Origin of the sequence: Streptomyces sp. NPDC056128, assembly GCF_042263835.1 — a bacterium.
Lineage (GTDB): Bacteria > Actinomycetota > Actinomycetes > Streptomycetales > Streptomycetaceae > Streptomyces.
The window spans coordinates 277,917-295,964 of record NZ_JBHJVQ010000005.1 but is presented as its reverse complement, the minus strand read 5'-3'; the positions used below and the strand labels follow the sequence as shown (position 1 = coordinate 295,964).

At 73.1% G+C, this 18,048-nt stretch carries 15 protein-coding genes; 10 read left to right on the top strand and 5 right to left on the bottom strand.

Translation table 11 applies throughout. The annotated features are described in order from the left end of the window. Positions 1 to 35 precede the first annotated feature (35 nt). The 5 genes from ACFC1X_RS14395 (at position 36) to ACFC1X_RS14375 (ending at position 6,515) form a co-directional block, all read left to right on the top strand. Complete coding sequence (locus ACFC1X_RS14395) at positions 36 to 2,075, top strand: bifunctional aldolase/short-chain dehydrogenase (protein ID WP_376352862.1); 2,040 nt, start codon at positions 36 to 38, stop codon at positions 2,073 to 2,075. Continuing rightward, entirely contained in the window at positions 2,072 to 3,538 is a 1,467-nt protein-coding gene (locus tag ACFC1X_RS14390; RefSeq protein WP_376352859.1) for a rhamnulokinase family protein, read from the top strand. Before ACFC1X_RS14395 ends, ACFC1X_RS14390 begins: the two co-directional genes overlap by 4 nt. A 78-nt stretch (positions 3,539 to 3,616) precedes the next feature. Then, positions 3,617 to 4,372, top strand: a complete 756-nt coding sequence (locus ACFC1X_RS14385) for a (Fe-S)-binding protein (RefSeq protein ID WP_376352856.1) — start codon at positions 3,617 to 3,619, stop codon at positions 4,370 to 4,372. Further along, positions 4,369 to 5,862, top strand: a complete 1,494-nt coding sequence (locus ACFC1X_RS14380; protein WP_376352854.1) for a lactate utilization protein B — start codon at positions 4,369 to 4,371, stop codon at positions 5,860 to 5,862. Before ACFC1X_RS14385 ends, ACFC1X_RS14380 begins: the two co-directional genes overlap by 4 nt. Continuing rightward, positions 5,859 to 6,515 carry a lactate utilization protein C gene (locus ACFC1X_RS14375; protein WP_376352851.1) on the top strand — a complete coding sequence of 219 codons (657 nt, stop codon included), beginning with the start codon at positions 5,859 to 5,861 and terminating at the stop codon, positions 6,513 to 6,515. Before ACFC1X_RS14380 ends, ACFC1X_RS14375 begins: the two co-directional genes overlap by 4 nt. On the opposite strand, the gene ACFC1X_RS14370 is transcribed toward ACFC1X_RS14375, so the two are convergent. Both ACFC1X_RS14370 and ACFC1X_RS14365 read right to left on the bottom strand, forming a co-directional pair. Further along, positions 6,488 to 9,445, bottom strand: coding sequence for a family 78 glycoside hydrolase catalytic domain (locus ACFC1X_RS14370; protein ID WP_376352848.1), 2,958 nt, complete (start codon positions 9,443 to 9,445; stop codon positions 6,488 to 6,490). The genes ACFC1X_RS14375 and ACFC1X_RS14370 overlap by 28 nt on opposite strands. Continuing rightward, positions 9,442 to 9,615: a hypothetical protein gene (locus ACFC1X_RS14365; RefSeq protein ID WP_376352845.1), complete on the bottom strand. Its 174-nt coding sequence runs from the start codon at positions 9,613 to 9,615 to the stop codon at positions 9,442 to 9,444. The genes ACFC1X_RS14370 and ACFC1X_RS14365 overlap by 4 nt, the downstream gene beginning before the upstream one ends. A gap of 229 nt (positions 9,616 to 9,844) precedes the next feature. Between ACFC1X_RS14365 and ACFC1X_RS14360 the strand changes: the two genes are divergently transcribed. Beyond that, positions 9,845 to 10,999, top strand: a complete 1,155-nt coding sequence (locus ACFC1X_RS14360) for an ABC transporter ATP-binding protein (protein WP_376352842.1) — start codon at positions 9,845 to 9,847, stop codon at positions 10,997 to 10,999. A gap of 20 nt (positions 11,000 to 11,019) precedes the next feature. On the opposite strand, the gene ACFC1X_RS14355 is transcribed toward ACFC1X_RS14360, so the two are convergent. From ACFC1X_RS14355 to ACFC1X_RS14345, 3 genes are read right to left on the bottom strand one after another with little or no spacing between them, the layout of a single operon-like run. Then, positions 11,020 to 12,012: an ABC transporter substrate-binding protein gene (locus ACFC1X_RS14355; RefSeq protein ID WP_376352839.1), complete on the bottom strand. Its 993-nt coding sequence runs from the start codon at positions 12,010 to 12,012 to the stop codon at positions 11,020 to 11,022. Next, the gene (locus tag ACFC1X_RS14350) at positions 12,009 to 12,680 is read right to left on the bottom strand and encodes an ABC transporter permease (protein WP_376352836.1); all 672 of its coding nucleotides are present in this window, start codon (positions 12,678 to 12,680) and stop codon (positions 12,009 to 12,011) included. Before ACFC1X_RS14350 ends, ACFC1X_RS14355 begins: the two co-directional genes overlap by 4 nt. Beyond that, a complete protein-coding gene (locus ACFC1X_RS14345) occupies positions 12,677 to 13,357 on the bottom strand; it encodes an ABC transporter permease (RefSeq protein WP_376352833.1) in 681 nt (226 codons plus the stop codon). Before ACFC1X_RS14345 ends, ACFC1X_RS14350 begins: the two co-directional genes overlap by 4 nt. Before the next feature lie 198 nt (positions 13,358 to 13,555). On the opposite strand from ACFC1X_RS14345, the gene ACFC1X_RS14340 reads away from it, so the two are divergent. The 4 genes from ACFC1X_RS14340 (at position 13,556) to ACFC1X_RS14325 (ending at position 18,027) form a co-directional block, all read left to right on the top strand. Next, on the top strand, positions 13,556 to 14,347 hold the full coding sequence (locus tag ACFC1X_RS14340) for an ABC transporter ATP-binding protein (protein ID WP_376352831.1): 792 nt from the start codon (positions 13,556 to 13,558) through the stop codon (positions 14,345 to 14,347). 3 nt (positions 14,348 to 14,350) lie between these two features. Then, on the top strand, positions 14,351 to 15,661 hold the full coding sequence (locus ACFC1X_RS14335; protein WP_376352828.1) for an FtsX-like permease family protein: 1,311 nt from the start codon (positions 14,351 to 14,353) through the stop codon (positions 15,659 to 15,661). Positions 15,662 to 15,784: 123 nt separating this feature from the next. Then, the gene (locus ACFC1X_RS14330; protein WP_376352825.1) at positions 15,785 to 16,642 is read left to right on the top strand and encodes an AAA family ATPase; all 858 of its coding nucleotides are present in this window, start codon (positions 15,785 to 15,787) and stop codon (positions 16,640 to 16,642) included. Continuing rightward, a complete protein-coding gene (locus ACFC1X_RS14325; RefSeq protein ID WP_376352822.1) occupies positions 16,639 to 18,027 on the top strand; it encodes a VWA domain-containing protein in 1,389 nt (462 codons plus the stop codon). Before ACFC1X_RS14330 ends, ACFC1X_RS14325 begins: the two co-directional genes overlap by 4 nt. Positions 18,028 to 18,048 lie beyond the last annotated feature (21 nt).

The window sequence follows — 18,048 nt, the reverse complement described above, 5'->3', positions numbered from 1 at the left end:
CTTGCCCCTCCCTCGTTTGAAAAGGACTGGAAGACATGGCTGTCCACGCCGAAGCATCCTCACTCCTCGCCCGTTCGCATCGGCTCGGTGCTGATCCGCGTAACACCAACTACGCCGGTGGGAACGCGTCCGCGAAAGGCACCGAGGTCGATCCCGTCACGGGGGGTGATGTGGAGTTGATGTGGGTCAAGGGGTCCGGTGGGGATCTCGGGACGCTCACCGAGGGTGGGCTCGCGGTGTTGCGGCTGGACCGGATGCGGGCGCTCAAGGACGTCTACCCGGGCGTCGGGCGTGAGGACGAGATGGTCGCCGCCTTCGATTACTGCCTGCACGGCAAGGGCGGTGCGGCGCCCTCCATCGACACGGCGATGCACGGGCTCGTCGAGGCCGCGCACGTGGACCACCTCCACCCCGACTCCGGGATCGCGCTGGCCTGCGCGGCGGACGGCGAGAAGCTGACCGCGGAGTGCTTCGGCGACACCGTGGTGTGGGTGCCGTGGCGGCGGCCCGGATTCCAGCTGGGGCTGGACATCGCGGCGGTCAAGGAGGCCAACCCTGGGGCGATCGGGTGTGTGCTCGGCGGGCACGGCATCACCGCCTGGGGCGACACCTCCGAGGAGTGCGAGCGCAATTCGCTGCACATCATCCGCACCGCGGAGCGGTTCCTGGAGGAGCGCGGGAAGGCCGAGCCGTTCGGGCCGGTGATCGAGGGGTACGAGGCGTTGGCCGAGGGCGCGCGGCGGGAGCGGGCGGCGGCGCTGGCGCCGTACGTGCGCTCTCTCGCCTCCCGGGACCGGCCGCAGGTCGGGCACTTCACCGACGCGGACGTGGTGCTGGACTTCCTCGCGCGTGCCGAGCACCCGCGGCTCGCCGCCCTCGGCACCTCCTGCCCCGACCACTTCCTGCGCACCAAGGTCCGGCCGCTGGTCCTGGACCTGCCCCCGAGCGCCCCGCTGGACGAGACGGTGGCGCGGCTGAAGGAACTGCACGCCGCCTACCGCGAGGAGTACGCCGCCTACTACCACCGGCATGCCGAGCCCGGTTCGCCCGCGATGCGCGGCGCCGACCCGGCGATCGTGCTGGTGCCGGGCGTCGGCATGTTCAGCTTCGGCAAGGACAAGCAGACCGCCCGGGTGGCCGGCGAGTTCTACGTCAACGCGATCAACGTGATGCGCGGCGCGGAGGCGGTGTCGGCGTACGCGCCGATCGAGGAGTCGGAGAAGTTCCGCATCGAGTACTGGGCACTGGAGGAGGCCAAGCTCCAGCGGATGCCGAGGCCCAAGCCGCTGGCGACGCGGGTCGCGCTGGTCACCGGCGCGGGCAGCGGGATCGGGAAGGCCATCGCCCGGCGGCTGGCCGACGAGGGCGCCTGCGTGGTCGTGGCCGACCTGAACGCCGGGAACGCGGCGCAGGTGGCCGAGGAGCTGGGCGGGGCCGACCGGGCCGTCGCCGTGACCGTGGACGTCACCTCGGAGGAGCAGATCGCCGACGCCTTCAGGGCGGCGGTGCTCGCCTTCGGCGGCGTCGACCTGGTGGTCAACAACGCGGGGATCTCCATCTCCAAGCCGCTGCTGGAGACCTCCGCGAAGGACTGGGACCTCCAGCACGACATCATGGCCCGCGGCTCCTTCCTGGTCTCCCGCGAGGCGGCCCGGGTGATGACCGCGCAGGAACTCGGCGGCGACATCGTCTACATCGCCTCGAAGAACGCGGTGTTCGCCGGGCCGAACAACATCGCCTACTCCGCCACCAAGGCCGACCAGGCCCACCAGGTGCGGCTGCTCGCCGCCGAGCTGGGCGAGCACGGCATCCGCGTCAACGGGGTCAACCCGGACGGTGTGGTGCGCGGTTCGGGAATCTTCGCGGGCGGCTGGGGCGCCAAGCGCGCCGCCGTGTACGGGGTGCCCGAGGAGAAGCTCGGCGAGTTCTACGCGCAGCGCACGCTGCTCAAGCGCGAGGTGCTGCCCGAGCACGTCGCGAACGCCGTCTTCGCGCTGACCGCCGGCGACCTGACCCACACGACCGGCCTGCACGTCCCGGTGGACGCCGGCGTGGCCGCCGCGTTCCTGCGATGAGCGGTGCGGCGGGGAGGAGCGGCACCGTGCACTCGTACGCCGCGGTCGACCTCGGCGCGTCCAGCGGGCGGGTCATGGTCGGCCGCGTCGGCCCCGACAGCCTGGAGCTGGCCGAGGCGCACCGCTTCCCCAACCGTCCGGTCCGTACGCCCGAGGGGCTGCACTGGGACATCCTGGCGCTGTACGCCGGTGTCCTGGACGGGCTGCGGGCGGGCGGCCCGGTGGACTCGGTCGGCGTCGACAGCTGGGCCGTCGACTTCGGCCTGCTGGACGGTGACGGGGCCCTGCTCGGCAACCCCGTGCACTACCGCGACGCCCGCACCGAGGGCATCGCGGAGCAGGTGTGGGCCACGCTGCCCGCCGGGGAGCTGTACGCGGCGACCGGGTTGCAGTACGCCCCCTTCAACACCCTGTACCAGCTCGTCGCCGCCCGTGGCACGGACCGGTTCGCGGCCGCCCGGCGGCTGTTGCTGGTGCCGGACCTGCTGACGTACTGGCTGACCGGGGAGCAGGGCACGGAGCTGACCAACGCCTCCACCACCCAGCTGATCGACCCCCGCACCCGGGACTGGTCGCGGGAGGTGGCGGACCGGGCGGGGATCGACCTCGGCCTGTTCCCGCCGCTGCGGCGGCCGGGGGACGCGGCGGGGCTGCTGCGCCCCGAGGTGCTGGAGGAGACGGGACTCCCTGGGCCCGTGCCGGTGACCGCGGTCGGCTCGCACGACACCGCGTCCGCCGTGGCCGCCGTACCGGCCTCGGACGAGCGGTTCGCCTACATCTGCACCGGCACCTGGTCGCTGGCCGGTCTTGAGCTGACCGCTCCGGTGCTGACCGAGGAGAGCCGCGCCGCCAACTTCACCAATGAGCTGGGGCTGGACGGCACGGTCCGCTACCTGCGCAACATCATGGGGCTGTGGCTGCTCCAGGAGTGCGTACGGGCCTGGGGCGAGCCCGATCTGGGCGGGCTTCTGCGCGCGGCGGCACGAGTGCCCGCGCTGCGGTCGGTGGTGGACGCGGGCGACCCGGCGTTCCTGGCGCCGGGGCGGATGCCCGAGCGGATCGCCGAGGCGTGCCGCGTCTCCGGGCAGCCGGTGCCCGCGTCGCCCGCCGAGGTGACCCGCTGCATCCTCGACTCGCTGGCCCTGGCCCACCGCAGGGCCGTCGAGGACGCCCAGCGGCTCGCCGGGCACCCGGTCGACGTCGTGCACGTCGTCGGCGGAGGCACCCGCAACGCGCTGCTGTGCCAACTGACGGCCGACGCCTGCGGGCTGCCCGTGGTGGCGGGGCCGACGGAGGCCGCCGCCCTCGGCAACGTCCTCGTGCAGGCGCGCGCCCACGGCCTCGTGGACGATCTCGCCGGAACGCGGCGGCTGCTGGTGCGCACGCAGTCGCTGACCCGGTACGAGCCGCGCGGTGGCACGGCACGCTGGCGGGCGGCCGAGGCCCGACTCGCCGACCGGTGAACCGGGGCTCCCCCGGCGCCGCCGTGCGGACTAACCTGCACCCATCATTCATCCGATGATCGAACACGAGGAGTCGCGATGCGTGTCGCCCTGTTCCTGACCTGCGTCAACGACACGCTCTATCCGGACACCGGCCGTGCCGTGCTGAGGCTGCTCACCAGGCTGGGCGTCGACGTCGACTTCCCGATGGCGCAGACCTGTTGCGGACAGGCGCACTACAACACCGGTTACCGGCACGAGGCCGAGCCGCTGGCCCGGCGCTTCGCCGACGTCTTCGCGGAGTACGACGCGGTGGTGACGCCGTCGGGTTCGTGCGGCGCGATGGTGCGGGAGCTGTATCCGCGCATGGGTGAGCGGGCACGGGCGGAGGGGCGCGGGGACACGCTCGCGGCGACCCTGGCGCCGGTGGTGCCGAAGACGTACGAGCTGACGGAGTTCCTCGTGGACGTGCTCGGGGTGACGGACGTCGGGGCGTACTACCCGCACACGGTGACCTACCACCCGACCTGCCACGGGCTGCGGAGCCTGGGCCTGGGCGACCGGCCCCGGCGGCTCCTGGAGGCGGTGAAGGGCCTGGAACTGCTGGAGTTGCCGGGGGCCGAGGAGTGCTGCGGCTTCGGCGGCACCTTCGCCGTGAAGAACGCCGACGTGTCGGCGGCGATGGGCGCGGACAAGGTGCGCAACGCCGAGTCGACGGGCGCCGACGTGCTGTGCGCGGCGGACAACTCCTGTCTGATGCACATCGGCGGGACGATGGCGCGGCTGCGCACGGGCATGCGCCCGGTGCACATCGCGGAGATCCTGGCGAGCACGGAGGAGGCGGCGGCCGTATGAGCGGGACGTATCTGGGGATGCCGGCCTTTCCCGAGGCGGCGCGGGAGGCCGTGGGCAACACCACGCTGCGCGGCAATCTGCGCCACGCCACGCACACCATCCGGGACAAGCGGGCCCGCGCGGTCGCGGAACTGGACGACTGGGCGGAGCTGCGCGAGGCCGGGAAGCGCATCAAGGACCACACCCTGCGCCATCTCGACCGGTATCTGGTGCAGGTGGAGGAGGCGGTCACGGCCGCGGGCGGGACGGTGCACTGGGCCGCCGACGCGGACGAGGCCAACGAGATCGTCGCCCGGCTGGTCGAGGAGACCGGCGGCAGTGACACTGAGAAGCGTGAAGTCGTCAAGGTCAAGTCGATGGCGACGCAGGAGATCGGTCTCAACGAGGCGCTGGAGGCCCGGGGCATCCACGCCTACGAGACCGATCTGGCCGAGCTGATCGTGCAGTTGGGCAAGGACCGGCCCTCGCACATCCTGGTGCCGGCCATCCATCGCAACCGGGGCGAGATCCGGGACATCTTCCGCTCCGAGATGAGCGAGTGGGGCCGCCCGGCGCCCGAGGGCCTGACCGACACACCGGCCGAACTCGCGGAGGCGGCACGGCTGCACCTGCGGGAGAAGTTCCTGCGGGCCAAGGTCGGCATCTCGGGCGCCAACTTCATGGTCGCCGAGACCGGCACGCTGGTGGTCGTGGAGTCCGAGGGCAACGGGCGGATGTGCCTGACCCTGCCCGAGACGCTGATCTCGGTCGTCGGCATCGAGAAGATCGTGCCGAGCTGGCGGGACCTGGAGGTCTTCCTCCAGACCCTCCCCCGCTCCTCGACCGCCGAGCGCATGAACCCGTACACCTCCATGTGGACCGGGACCAGCGACGAGGACGGCCCGCGCACCTTCCACCTGGTCCTGCTGGACAACGGCCGCACCGACACCCTCGCCGACGAGGTGGGCCGCCAGGCGCTGCGCTGCATCCGCTGCTCGGCCTGCCTGAACGTCTGCCCGGTGTACGAGCGGGCGGGCGGTCACGCCTACGGCTCGGTCTACCCGGGCCCGATCGGCGCCATCCTCAGCCCCCAACTGCGGGGCACGGGCAGCGAGATCGACGCCTCCCTGCCGTACGCGTCCTCGCTGTGCGGTGCCTGCTACGAGGTGTGCCCGGTCGCCATCGACATCCCCGAGGTGCTGGTGCATCTGCGGGAGCGGGTGGTGCAGGGCGGGCCCGCGGTGCGGGAGGGCAACCGGGTCGTGCTGAAACCGGCGAAGGGGCACGCCGCCGAACGGGCGGCGATGCGGGCGGCGCGGTGGGCCTTCACCCGTCCGGGGGCGCTGCGGACCGGGCAGCGGCTGGCGTCGCGCAGCCGCCGTCTCCATCCGCGCACCCTGCCGGGCCCCGGACGGGCGTGGAGCGGCAGCCGGGATCTGCCGCCGGTGCCCCCGGAGCCGTTCCGGGACTGGTGGCAGCGCACGCACGGCGGAAGGGACGAGGCGAAGTGAGCAGCAGGGAACGCATCCTGGGCCGGGTGCGGCGCGCCCTCGCGGACGTGCCGGCCGACGAGGTGCCCGTCGCGCGGGACTACCTGCGCGAGCACGGGCGGCTGACCACCGCGCAGACGGTGGAGCTGCTCGCCGAGAACCTCGCGGACTACCGGGCGATCGTGCACCGGTGTGCGGACGGTGAGTTGCCGGCGCTGCTGGCCGGCCTGCTGTCGGCGCGCGGCTCGCGGAGCGTGGTGGTGCCGCCGGGCCTGCCGGCGGGCTGGCTGGCGGAGGCGGAGGCGAGCCCGGTCCCGGACGAGGCGGCGAGTACGGCGCCGGAGCTGGACCGGGTGGACAGCGTGGTCACCGGCTGCGCGGTCGCGGTCGCCGAGACCGGCACGATCGTGCTGGACGGCTCGCCCGACCAGGGGCGCCGGCGCATCACCCTCGTCCCCGACCACCACATCTGCGTCGTGCGCGTGCCCGACCAGGTGGTCTCCTCCGTCCCGCAGGCCCTCGAACGCCTCGACCCGGCCCGTCCGCTGACGTGGATCTCCGGTCCGTCGGCGACCAGCGACATCGAGCTGGACCGGGTCGAGGGGGTGCACGGTCCGCGCACCCTGGAGGTGGTGCTGGTGGTCGGTCAGCCGAGCGGGAACGTCACCTCGTAGCGCCCGGAGGGCAGCCGGTAGGAGACGGTGCCGTCCTCGGTGCCCAGGTACTCCACCCCGTCGACCCGGGCCAGCGGGGTCCGGCCCGCGCGGACGCCGTCCGGGTCGGCCGTCGGAAGGCGCAGGGTGGCGGTGGAGTTGGCGGGGACGGCGGCCCGGTGGTGGACCGTGCGTCCCCGTACGGTCCACTCGCTGCGGATCTCGCCGTACGGCGACCGGTGCGAGCCGGTGACGTGCTTGATGCGGCCGGTGGGGTCGAGGTGCGGGCGCAGCAGGAAGTGCCGGAAGCCCGGGTGGTCGGGGTCGCGGGCGATGCCGGCCATGGACTCGTACATCCACTCCATGACGGCGCCGTAGGAGTAGTGGTTGAAGGAGTTCATCTCGACCGGTCCGAAGCCGTCCTCCTTCGAGTACGAGTTCCAGCGCTCCCAGATGGTGGTGGCGCCGTTGTCGACGGAGTACAGCCAGGACGGCATGGCGTTCTGGTGGAGCAGCGCGTACGCCAGGTCGGCGCGGCCCTCGTCGGTGAGGACCGGGGCGAGGACGTTCACGCCGAGGAAGCCGACGGAGAGGGTGTCCTCGGCGTACTGGACGCGGGTGCTGCCGGGGTGGGCCTCCTTGTAGGCGGCGTCGTTGCCGATGTTCTCCGCGAGCAGGCCGACGAGGGCCCGGCGCTGTGCCTCGGTGTCGTAGAAGCCGAGTTTGAGGACCCAGAGCAGGGCGGTCTGGCTGTCGTCCTCGGGGTCGGGGCCGTTGATCGGTTTGCCGCCGCGGCTGGAGCGGACGGTGACCTTGCCGTCCGCCGTGTCCAGGTAGGCGGCCATGAAGGCGCGGCGGATGCCGGCGAAGAGCCGGTCGTAGGTGTCGGCCTCGCCGGCGCGGCCGGTGGCGCGGGCCATGTGGGCCATCAGGCGCACGCTGTAGCCGTAGTAGACGTCGCTCATGAGCTGGGTGCCGGTGCTCTGCGGGGCCAGCCAGTCGGCGAACAGGGCGCCCTGGCCGGTGTGGCCGTCGGCGCTGCGGCCGCGGATCCAGTCGACGTAGCGGGTCATCGCCTCCCAGCTGCGGTCGACGACGGTCCGGTCGCCGGTCATCTGCCACACCGTCCACGGGACGATCACTCCGCAGTCGGCCCAGCCGCTGACCGGTTCCGCGGCGTTGTAGCGGTTGCCCGGTGAGACGGCGGTGAACTGGGCGCCGTCCACGCCGTAGATCCGCTGGGAGTCGATCAGGTTGTCCTGGAAGTGGCTCAGGAAGGCAACCGCGTCGGCGTTGTAGAGGCCGGTGGCGGCGAAGACCTGGGTGTCGCCGGTCCAGCCGAGGCGTTCGTCGCGCTGCGGGCAGTCGGTGGGCACCCAGAAGTAGTTGCCGCGCTGTCCCCACCGGACGTTGCTGATCAGCTGGTTGACCTTGGCGTCGTCGGTGGTGACCGTGCCGGTGTCGTGGACGGCGGAGGTGGCGACCCGGCCGGTCAGCGCGGTGAGCGTGACCTCGGCCGTGGTGGTGACGGAGACGTACCGGAACCCGTAGAAGGTGAGGGAGTCCTGGTGCGTCTCGCCCTTCGGGTCGCCCTTGAGGACGTAGGTGCTGGTGGCCTTGGCGGAGCGCAGGTTGGCCCGGTAGACGGAGCCCTCGGGGCCGTCGGCGCCCGCGCTGGAGTCGTTGAGCATCTCGCCGAAGGTGAGGACGACCTGGGCGCCGGAGGGGCCGCGCAGGCTGTAGCGGGGGACGCCGACCATGTTCTGGCCGAGGTCGAGGACCGCGGTCTCGCCGGGTCGCAGGACGACCTTCGCGCGGGCGGCGCGGTCGGGGTCGGTGACGGTGCGCGCGGGGTCGGCGACGACGCGGCCCCTGCCGTTCGGGCTGCCCTCCTGACCGGTGACGCCCGTGTGGACGGAGACGGAGCGGGGGCGCAGGTCCCACTCGGGCACGATGCGGGCCGATTCGCCGGGGTGGGCGACGACTTGGGCGTCCGGGAAGCGGGCGGCGAGGTCGTGTTCGGTGACCTCGGCCCAGCCGGAGGTGTCGTAGCCGTTCGCCGCCCAGCCGGGCAGCTCCTGGCGGGCGTCGTAGGTCTGGCCGTCGTAGATGTCGTCGGCGCGCCAGGGGCCGGTGTCGGTGGCCCGCCAGCCGTCGTCCGGGGCGGTGACGACGCTCTGCGTGGTGCCGTCGGTGTACCGGATGAGCAGTTTCGCCTTCAGGGCGAGCGGGTTGCCGTCCGCCGAGTAGTACGTGCTGCCCTCGGAGATGCGGCTGTTGTACCAGCCGTTGCCGAGTACGGCGCCGAGGGTGACCTGCGACCGGTCGGCCGTGACCAGGTCGGTGACGTCGTAGGTGAGGTAGTCGACCCGGGCGTCGTAGTTGGTCCAGCCCGGGGTCAGCAGTTCGGCGGTGCGGGCGTCGCCGTGCGGCACCTCGACGCGTCGTCCGTTGACGTAGGCGTCGTACACGCCGAGCGCCGAGACGTACAGCCGGGCCTCACTGACCCGGGCCCGGCGCAGTGGCTCCTGGCGGCGCAGGAGTGGGGCGCCGGCGCTGTTCGGCTCCTTGCCGGCCATGCCGATCCAGCGGGCGCCGTCCCAGTGGGTGACGCCGTCGGTGCCGAGCAGGCCGGTCTCGAAGCGGGCGGCGGGGGCGGTGCGGGCGCGGCCGTGCTCGTCCCAGACCGTCACCGTCCAGTGGTAGCGGGTGGCGGCGCGCAGTCCGGGCCCCGCGTAGGGCACGGCCACCGAGTCGGGCGAGGTGACCCGGCCGCTGTCCCACACGTCCGTGCGTCCGGCGGCGAGGCGGCGTGGGTCCGTGGCCACCAGGATCCGGTACGCGGTCTGCCGGCGGCCCCGGGCGGTGGAGTGCGTGCGCCAGCCGAAGCGCGGGCGGGGCGCGTCGGTGCCGAGCGGGTTCGTGCGGTGTTCCGTGGTGAGGCCGGTCACCGAGGTGCCGCCCCGGCCGCGGGGGCCTCGGCCGGTGCGGCCGTGGCGGGGAGCGCGGCGCCCGTCTGGTAGGCCATGACCGCCGGCAGTGCGCCGAGCGTGGTGGCCAGGACCGTTCTGCGCCGCACCGTGGTGCGCTCCTCGTGCTCTCCGTGCACTCCGTCCTCCATGCCGTCATCCCTTTCGGCCGTCGGTCTTCTCGGGGAGTTGTATCGATTCACAACGAACGACGGCGAACCTAGTGACACTTCTGACAAGTGTCCACGGGTCGAACCGAAATATTTCGACTGCTGCGCTTCAGACGACTTTTGAAACTTTTCAAAACCGGATTGAACCGTTCATCCTCCGACGGGACGTCACCGGTGAGCGGAGGGCCGGGCCCGCGTCTAGCGTGAGGTCATGATCCGGTTCGAGGACGTCACCAAGCGCTACCCGGACGGGACGACGGCCGTAGACGGCCTGAGTCTGGAGGTGGCCGAGGGCGAGCTGGTCACGCTCGTCGGCCCGTCCGGCTGCGGCAAGACGACCACGATGATGATGGTCAACCGGCTGATCGAGCCGACCTCGGGGCGCATCCTCGTGGACGGCGAGGACGTGGCCGGTGTCGATCCGGTGCGCCTGCGGCGGCGGATCGGGTACGTCATCCAGCAGGTGGGGCTCTTCCCGCACCGGACGGTGCTCGACAACACGGCGACGGTGCCGGCGCTGGTCGGCTGGAAACGGGCGAAGGCGCGGGAGCGGGCCGCCGAACTGCTGGACCTGGTGGGCCTGGACCCGGCCCAGTTCGGGCCGCGCTATCCGGACCAGCTCTCCGGCGGGCAGCGGCAGCGGGTCGGCGTGGCGCGGGCGCTGGCCGCCGATCCGCCGGTGCTGCTGATGGACGAACCGTTCGGGGCGGTCGACCCGGTGGTGCGGGCGCAGTTGCAGGACGAGTTCCTGCGGATGCAGGCCGCGGTGCGCAAGACGGTGCTGCTGGTCACGCACGACATCGAGGAGGCGGTGCGGCTGGGCGACCGGATCGCCGTGTACGGGGAGGGACGCATCGAGCAGTACGACACACCCGGCGCGGTACTCGGCAGCCCCGCGACCCCGTACGTCGCCTCCTTCGTGGGCGCGGACCGCGGCCTGAAGCGGCTGTCCGTGACCGAGATCGAGCCGGGCGACCTGGAACAGCCGCCGGTGGCGCGGCTGGACGAGCCGGCCGGGCGGGCCGCCGCGGAGCTGCGGGCGCAGGGCGCGCGGTGGGCCGTCGTCCTGGACGACGAGGGCGAACTGCACGGCTGGGTCGGCGTCGACGACCTCGGCGCGGACGGGCCGGTCGGCGCGCACGCGCGCCGGATGAAGGCGTGGGTGCCGGTGGGCGCGCCGCTGAAGCAGGCGTTCGGGGTGATGCTCCAGCACGACGCGGGCTGGGTCGCGGTCCTGGACGGGGCGCGCTTCCTGGGCGTCCTGACGCCCGCCAAGCTGCACGAGGCGCTGCGCAGGTCGGTGGACGCGGACGCGCTGGGGGTGCCGCGGGACGAGGTGCCGTTCGACTCGGTGGCGGACGCCTGAGGGGTGGGTGCCGCGGGCCGTCAGCGCTTCAGCAGGCCCTTGTCCCGGAGGTAGTCGCGGGCCACGTCCTCCGGCAGCCGGCGCCAGCTGTCCACCTGCTGGTTCAGGTCGGCGAGGTCGGCCGTGGTCAGCACCGCGTTGAGCTGGTCGAGCGCCTTGGTGACGCCCTTGCCGCCCGCCCGGGCCCGGTTGACGACCGGGACGATGTAGTCGGCGTTCTGGAGCTTCTTGTCGTCGGCGAGCAGCACCAGCCCGAAGGCGTCCAGGGTGGCGTCCGTGGTGGTGGTCAGCACGAGCTGGTCCTCGCCGTTCTGCACCGCCCGTTTCGCCTGCGTCGTGCCGACGCCCTTGGGGTCGACGGCCGTGATGTCGATGCCGTACGTCTCGCGCAGTCCCGGCGCGCAGTACGGCCGCTCCACGCACTCGTCGCCCGCCGCGAGCCGCACCTTGAGCCCCGAGTCCCCGAGGTCGCTGAGAGTCTTCAGACCATGTCGGCGGGCGTAGGACCCGCTCACCGCGAAGGCGTTCTGGTCCACCGCCCGGCCGGGGTCCAGGACGGTGAGTCCGCGCGGTGCGGCCAGCCTGCGCAGCGCCCGCATCGTGGTGTCCAGGTCGGGCGAGCCGACCGGGGGCGCGTCGGCGCCGCGGCTCTTGGCGTTCAGCCAGTCGGCGAAGGTCGCTGCGTACTCGGGGACGACGTCGATCTGCCCCGACTCCAGGGCGGGTTCGTACAGCTCGCGGTTGGCGACCGTGATCAGCGACGCCTCGTACCCGGCGTCGCTCAGCAGCAGGGCGTACATCTGGGCCAGCAGGTCGCTCTCGGTGAATCCGGCGGAGCCGATGGTCAGCTGCCGGCTGTCGCCGGGCGGCGCGGTGACCGACCCGCGGTCCTCCAGGGACGGGCCGGTGGCGCAGCCGGTGAGGACCAGGAGGACCAGGAGGACCGTGAGGGCAGGCCCCCGTCGGGTCCCGCTCCGCCGGGGGCCATGCCGGGCACCGGTCGGCCGGGTCATACCGCGCCTCTCGCCCACCGCGGGGACAGCCGCTCGGCGAGTTCGAAGAGGCCCTCGACGACCAGCGCGAAGGCGGCGACGAGGACCGCGCCGGCCACCACCTGCGGCGTGCTGGCGAGGTTGAACCCCGCGGTGATGATCCGGCCCAGCCCTCCCCCGCCCGCGAGGGCGGCGATGGTGGCGGTCGCGACGAGCTGGACGGCGGCGATGCGGACCCCGTTCATCACCATCGGGAGCGAAATGGGCAGTTCCACGTGAAACAGCATCTGTCGCCCCGTCATCCCCATGCCGCGCGCCGCCTGCACCACGCCCCGGTCGACCTCGCGCACGCCGACGTAGGCGTTGGTGAGCAACGGCGGTACGGCGAACAGCACGAGGGCGACGACGGTCTGGCCCTCGCCCCAGCGGCCCACGGGGGTGAGGAGCAGCAGGACCAGCACGGCGAAGGTGGGGACGGCCCGGCCGACGTTGGAGATGTTGACGGCCAGGGCGCCACCCTTGCCGAGGTGGCCGAGGACCAGGGCGACCGGCAGGGCGATCAGGCAGCTGATGACCAGGCAGACGACGGTGAGGACGAGGTGCTGCACGAGGCGGTGCGTGATGCCGTTCTCGCCCGGCCAGTGCGCGGGGTCGGTGAGCCAGTCCCAGGCCGCCGTCAGTGTGGTCATCCGCGGGCCGCCCTGGTCCACGGGGTCATCAGCCGCTGGGCACCGAGCAGCAGCAGGTCGGCGGCGACGGCGATCACCACGCACAGCACGGAGGCGGTCAGCACCTGCGCCTTGAAGTAGGTGTTCATCCCCGAGTAGATGAGGTTGCCGAGACCGCCGAAGCCGACGATCGCCCCCACCGTCAGCAGCGACACCGCGGAGACGGTCGCGATCCGCAGGCCGGCCATCGCGGCGGGCAGGGCGAGCGGCAGTTCGACGGCCAGCAGCAGCCGGACCGGGCCGTAGCCCATGCCGCGCGCCGCCTGCCGGATCTCCTCGGGCACCGCCCGCAGCCCGGCCAGGATGTTGCGGACCAGCAGCGTCAGCGAGTACAGCACCAGCCCGGCGACGACGAGGCTCGCAGACAGCCCGTACACCGGCAGGAGGAGGGAGAACATGGCCAGGGACGGAATGGTGTAGAGGATCGTGGTCACGGCGAGCACGGGCCCGGCCGCCCAGCGGCGGCGGCGCGCCAGCACCGCGAGCGGCAGGGCGACGACGAGCGCGACGAGCACCGAGGCGGCGGTCAGCTCCAGGTGCTGGAGCACGGCGTCGAGGAGGATCTCACGGCGGGTGCTCAGATACTCCCCGCAGATCCACTCGTTGCGCGCGAGACAGTCGTCCGGAGGTGCGGTCACCTTCCCATTGCATCGGTCCCGGACGGGGGCGGGCGCGTTGTGGTGGCCCGTACGGGGGCGCCGGCGGGCGGACGCAGAGGTCGCCGGGGTGTCGCTGAGTACACCCCCCGATACGGGTTCTGCGCCCAGTGTGGCCGGGCCCGCCGCTCCGTAGCGTCTTCGACGAGGCACCGCACAGGGCGTGCCGCTCGGAAGGTGATGACGATGTTCCGTTCCCGCACACGCGGCGGCCACGACCAGGGCCCCGCCCCCGAGGCCCTCCGGCTCGTCAAGGTGACCCGGACCTACGGCCCCGCGGAGAACGCCGTGACCGCCCTGGACGGGGTCACCCTGAGCCTGGGCCGCGGCACGTTCACGGCGGTGATGGGGCCGTCGGGCTCGGGCAAGTCCACGCTGCTGCAGTGCGCGGCGGGGCTCGACCGGCCGGACAGCGGCATCGTGTGGGTGGACGGCGCGGAGCTGACCGGGGGCACCGAGGCGGAGCTGACCAAGTTCCGGCGCGGCCGGGTCGGGTTCGTGTTCCAGCAGTACAACCTGCTGGACACGCTGACGGTCGCGCAGAACACGGTGCTCCCGCTCAAGCTCGCCGGACGCCGCGTCGACCGCGGGCGGGCCCGCGAGATCCTGACCACCGTCGGCCTCGGGGACCGGCTGGGGCACCGCCCCGCCCAGCTCTCGGGCGGTCAGCGGCAGCGGGTGGCGATCGCCCGCGCCCTGGTCACCGAGCCCCGGGTGATCTTCGCCGACGAGCCGACGGGCGCGCTGGACACCCGCAGCGCCCGGCAGGTGATGCTGCTGCTCCAGGAGGCGGTACGGGTGCACGCGCGGACCGTGGTGATGGTGACGCACGACCCGGTCGCCGCCTCGTACGCGGACTCGGTGGTGTTCCTCGCCGACGGACGGCTGGCGGGGCGGATGGACGCGCCGACCCCGGACGCGGTCGCGGAGCGGCTGGCGCACCTGGGCGACAACGTGACGGCGGGGGTGTGAGCGATGCTGGCACTGGCCCTTCGGTCGATCCGGCAGCGCCCCGGACGGTTCCTCGCGACGCTGCTGTCCGCCTTCCTGGGCGCGGCGATCATCATGACGTTCAACTCGATGCACGACACGGCCGGGCAGGACGGCGTCGACGCGGTCAGCTCGGAGACGCTGGGCACGGCGGCGGGCGTCGTCGGCGGCTACGGAACCCTGCTGGTGTTCTTCGCGGTGGCGTCCACGCTGACCGTCAACGTGCGCCAGCGCACCGCCGAACTGGAGCTGCTGCGCTGCTCGGGAGCCACCCCGGCGCAGATCAAGCGGATGGTCGTGGGTGAGGCGGTGGCCGTGGCGCTGGTGGGCGCCGCGCTGGCGGTCGGCCCGGCGATGCTCGGCGGGCGGGCGCTGCTGGAGATGTTCCAGGACAGCGGGCAGGTCGCGCACTCCGTCGACTACTCCTTCGGTCCGATCGCGCTGGTGAGCGGCGTGGACATCACGCTCCTCGCCGCCGCGGGCGCCGCCTTCCTGGCGGTGCGGCGGGTGACGCGGGGCAGCAGGGAGCGGGCCGGGGCCAAGCGGTTCCTGGCGTACGCCGCGCTGGTCACCGGTGCCGCGGGCGCCGGCTCCACCTTCCTGTTCTCCAAGACGGACGAGGCGCTGATGGCGCCGCCCGCCTACGGGGCGATCCTGCTGTCGGTCGGTCTGGCGCTGCTGTCGCCCGGGCTGCTGCGGGGCGTGCTGAACCGGCTGCCGCTGAGCGGCCCGAGCGGCTGGCTGGCCGTGCGCAACCTGCGCGAGCGGTCCGAGCACCTCGCCGGGATCCTGGTGTCGCTGATCCTGTTCACGGCGGTGTCGACGGCGACGCTCACCATGCAGGCGGTGGAGAGCGACGCGGTGGCGGCCTCGGGGCTGGTCAAGTCGGTCGACGCGAAGAACCTGGAGACGCTGAACCTGACGGTGGTCGGCATCATCGCGGTGTTCGTCTGCGTGATGCTGGTGAACTCGCTGTACGCGGCGACGACGTACCGCTCCCGTGAGTTCGGGCAGCAGCGGCTGGCGGGCGCGACTCCCGGGCAGGTGCTGCGCGTGGTGGCCACCGAGGGCGTGATCCTGACGCTCACCGGGGTGTTCTTCGGCACGGTGGCCGCGCTGGCCGGCGTGGTGCCGTTCACGGTGGTCCGCACCGACGCGGTGCTGCCGGACCAGTTCGTCGGCGTCTGGCTGGCGATGGTGTCGGTGTCCGCGGCGGTGACGCTGGGGACGAGCGTGGGGACGGCCCGGCGGGTGCTGCGTACTCCGGCGGTGGGGGCGGTGACGCTCGCCGCGTGAGCCGAAGCGGGACGGGAGGGACGACCTGCGGTCGCCCCTCCCTTCGGCCTTCCCGTGACAGCGGCGGTGAACAAGCGCTTAGATAGGGGCTTGTACGCACCGCACCCGAGCTGGAGGCCCCCGGTGTTCACTTCCGTCGACGACGTCTCCGCACGCCTTGCCGAGACCGGCTATCTGGCGTCGCCCGCGGTCGCCACGACCGTCTTCCTCGCCGCCCGGCTCGGCAAGCCGCTGCTGGTGGAGGGCCCCGCGGGGGTCGGCAAGACCGAACTGGCCAAGGCTGTGGCCCAGGTGACCGACGCCCGGCTGGTACGGCTCCAGTGCTACGAGGGTGTCGACGAGTCCCGGGCCCTGTACGAGTGGAACCACGCCAAGCAGTTGCTGCGCATCAGCGCGGGGCGCGACGAGAGTTGGGACGAGGCGCGGACCGACATCTTCGGCGAGGAGTTCCTGCTCACCCGGCCGCTGCTGACCGCGATCCGCGGGGACGACGCCAAGGTGCTGCTGATCGACGAGACCGACAAGGCGGACGTCGAGGTCGAGGGCCTGCTCCTGGAGGTGCTGAGCGACTTCCAGGTGACCGTGCCGGAGCTGGGCACCATCACCGCGACCCGCCGCCCCTTCGTCGTCCTCACCTCGAACGCGAGCCGCGAGCTGTCCGAGGCGCTGCGCCGGCGCTGCCTGTTCCTGCACATCGGCTTCCCGGAGGAGGAGCTGGAGCGGCGGATCGTGCGGCTGAAGGTGCCGGGGCTGGACGAGGCACTGGCCGGCTCACTGGTGCGGGTCGTGGGTGCGCTGCGCGCCATGGACCTGCGCAAGGTGCCGTCGGTCGCCGAGACCATCGACTGGGCCCGCACCCTGCTCGCGCTCGGCGCGGACACCCTGGACGAGACCGTCGTACGGGACACCCTCGGCGTCGTCCTCAAGCACCAGGACGACGTCCTGCGGGCAGCCGCCAAGCTCGACCTGGACGCGCTGTGACCACGGGCGTGGCCGAGCGGCTGACGTCGCTGGTGGCGGCGTTGCGGGCGCACGGTGTGCGGGTGGGCACCGGGGAGAGCGTGGACGCGGCGCGGGCGGTGGAGTCACTCGGCCTGGCGGACCGGGAGCTGCTGCGCGAGGGTCTGGCGGCGACGCTGCTGCACACCGCGGACCAGCGGCGGGTGTTCGACCCGGTCTTCGACGTGTACTTCCCGCGCGGCGTCGGCGGTCCGGGGACCGGCCCCGCCGACCGGGACGCACTGCGCGACCGGCTCGCCGCCGCGCTCGCCGACGACGACCGGGCGCTGCTGGCCCGGTTGGCCGGGGAGGCGGTGGACGGCTTCGGCGCCTACGGTTCCTCCGGTGCGGGCGGCGGCCCGGGCACCCCGGGCTCCTCCCCCGGTTCGGACGGCTGGTCCTCGCACCAGACGCTCGACCGGCTCCGCCCGCAGACGCTGCTCGCTCGAGTGAGGGACGAGGTGCGGGCGCGGGGCGGTGCCTCGGGGTTCACCGACCGGCTGCTTGAGGACGAGATCCGGCGCCGTATCGAGGCCTTCCGGCGGCTGGTGGCCGCGGAGGCGCGGCGCCGGGTCGCGGAGCGGCGCGGACGCGACGAGATCGCCCGGCGGGCGGTGGCCCCCACGCCGGACCGCGTCGACTTCCTGCTCGCCGGGCAGGCCCAACTGGCCGACCTGCGGCGGACGGTGCGGCCGCTGGCCCGCAAGCTCGCCACCCGGCTGACGGCCCGTCGGCGCCGCGCCTCCCGCGGCAGCATCGACCTGCGGCGCACGCTGCGCGGGTCGCTGTCCACGGGCGGCGTGCCGATGAAGCCGGTGCTGCGCCGACGCCGTCCGGTGCGGCCCGAACTGGTCCTGCTCTGCGACGTGTCGGGGTCGGTGGCGGGGTTCTCGGACTTCACCATGCTGCTGGTGCAGGCGCTGCACGACCAGTTCGCCAAGGTGCGGGTGTTCGCCTTCGTCAACCGGATCGACGAGGTGACCGGGCTGCTCGCGCACGGCACCGCCGACCCGGAGGGGCTGGGCGCCCGGATCGGTGCGGAGGCGCGGCTCACCGGCTGGCACGGCAGCAGCGACTACGGCGTGGCGCTGGGCGAGTTCGCGGAGCGGTACGCGGACGCGGTCGGCCCGCGCACGACCGTCTTCGTCCTCGGCGACGCCCGCACGAACATGAGCGACCCGAACCTGCCCGCCCTGCGGCGGATCACCGAGGGCTCGCGGCGCAGCTACTGGCTCAACCCCGAACAGCGCTCCCGCTGGGGCACCGGCGACTCGGCGGCCCCGGCGTACGCCGAGCTGATCGAGATGCACGAGTGCCGCAACGTCCGTCAACTCGGCGCGCTGGTGACCCGGTTGCTGCCGGTGTGAGGCCCAGGAGCTGTCGGGCGA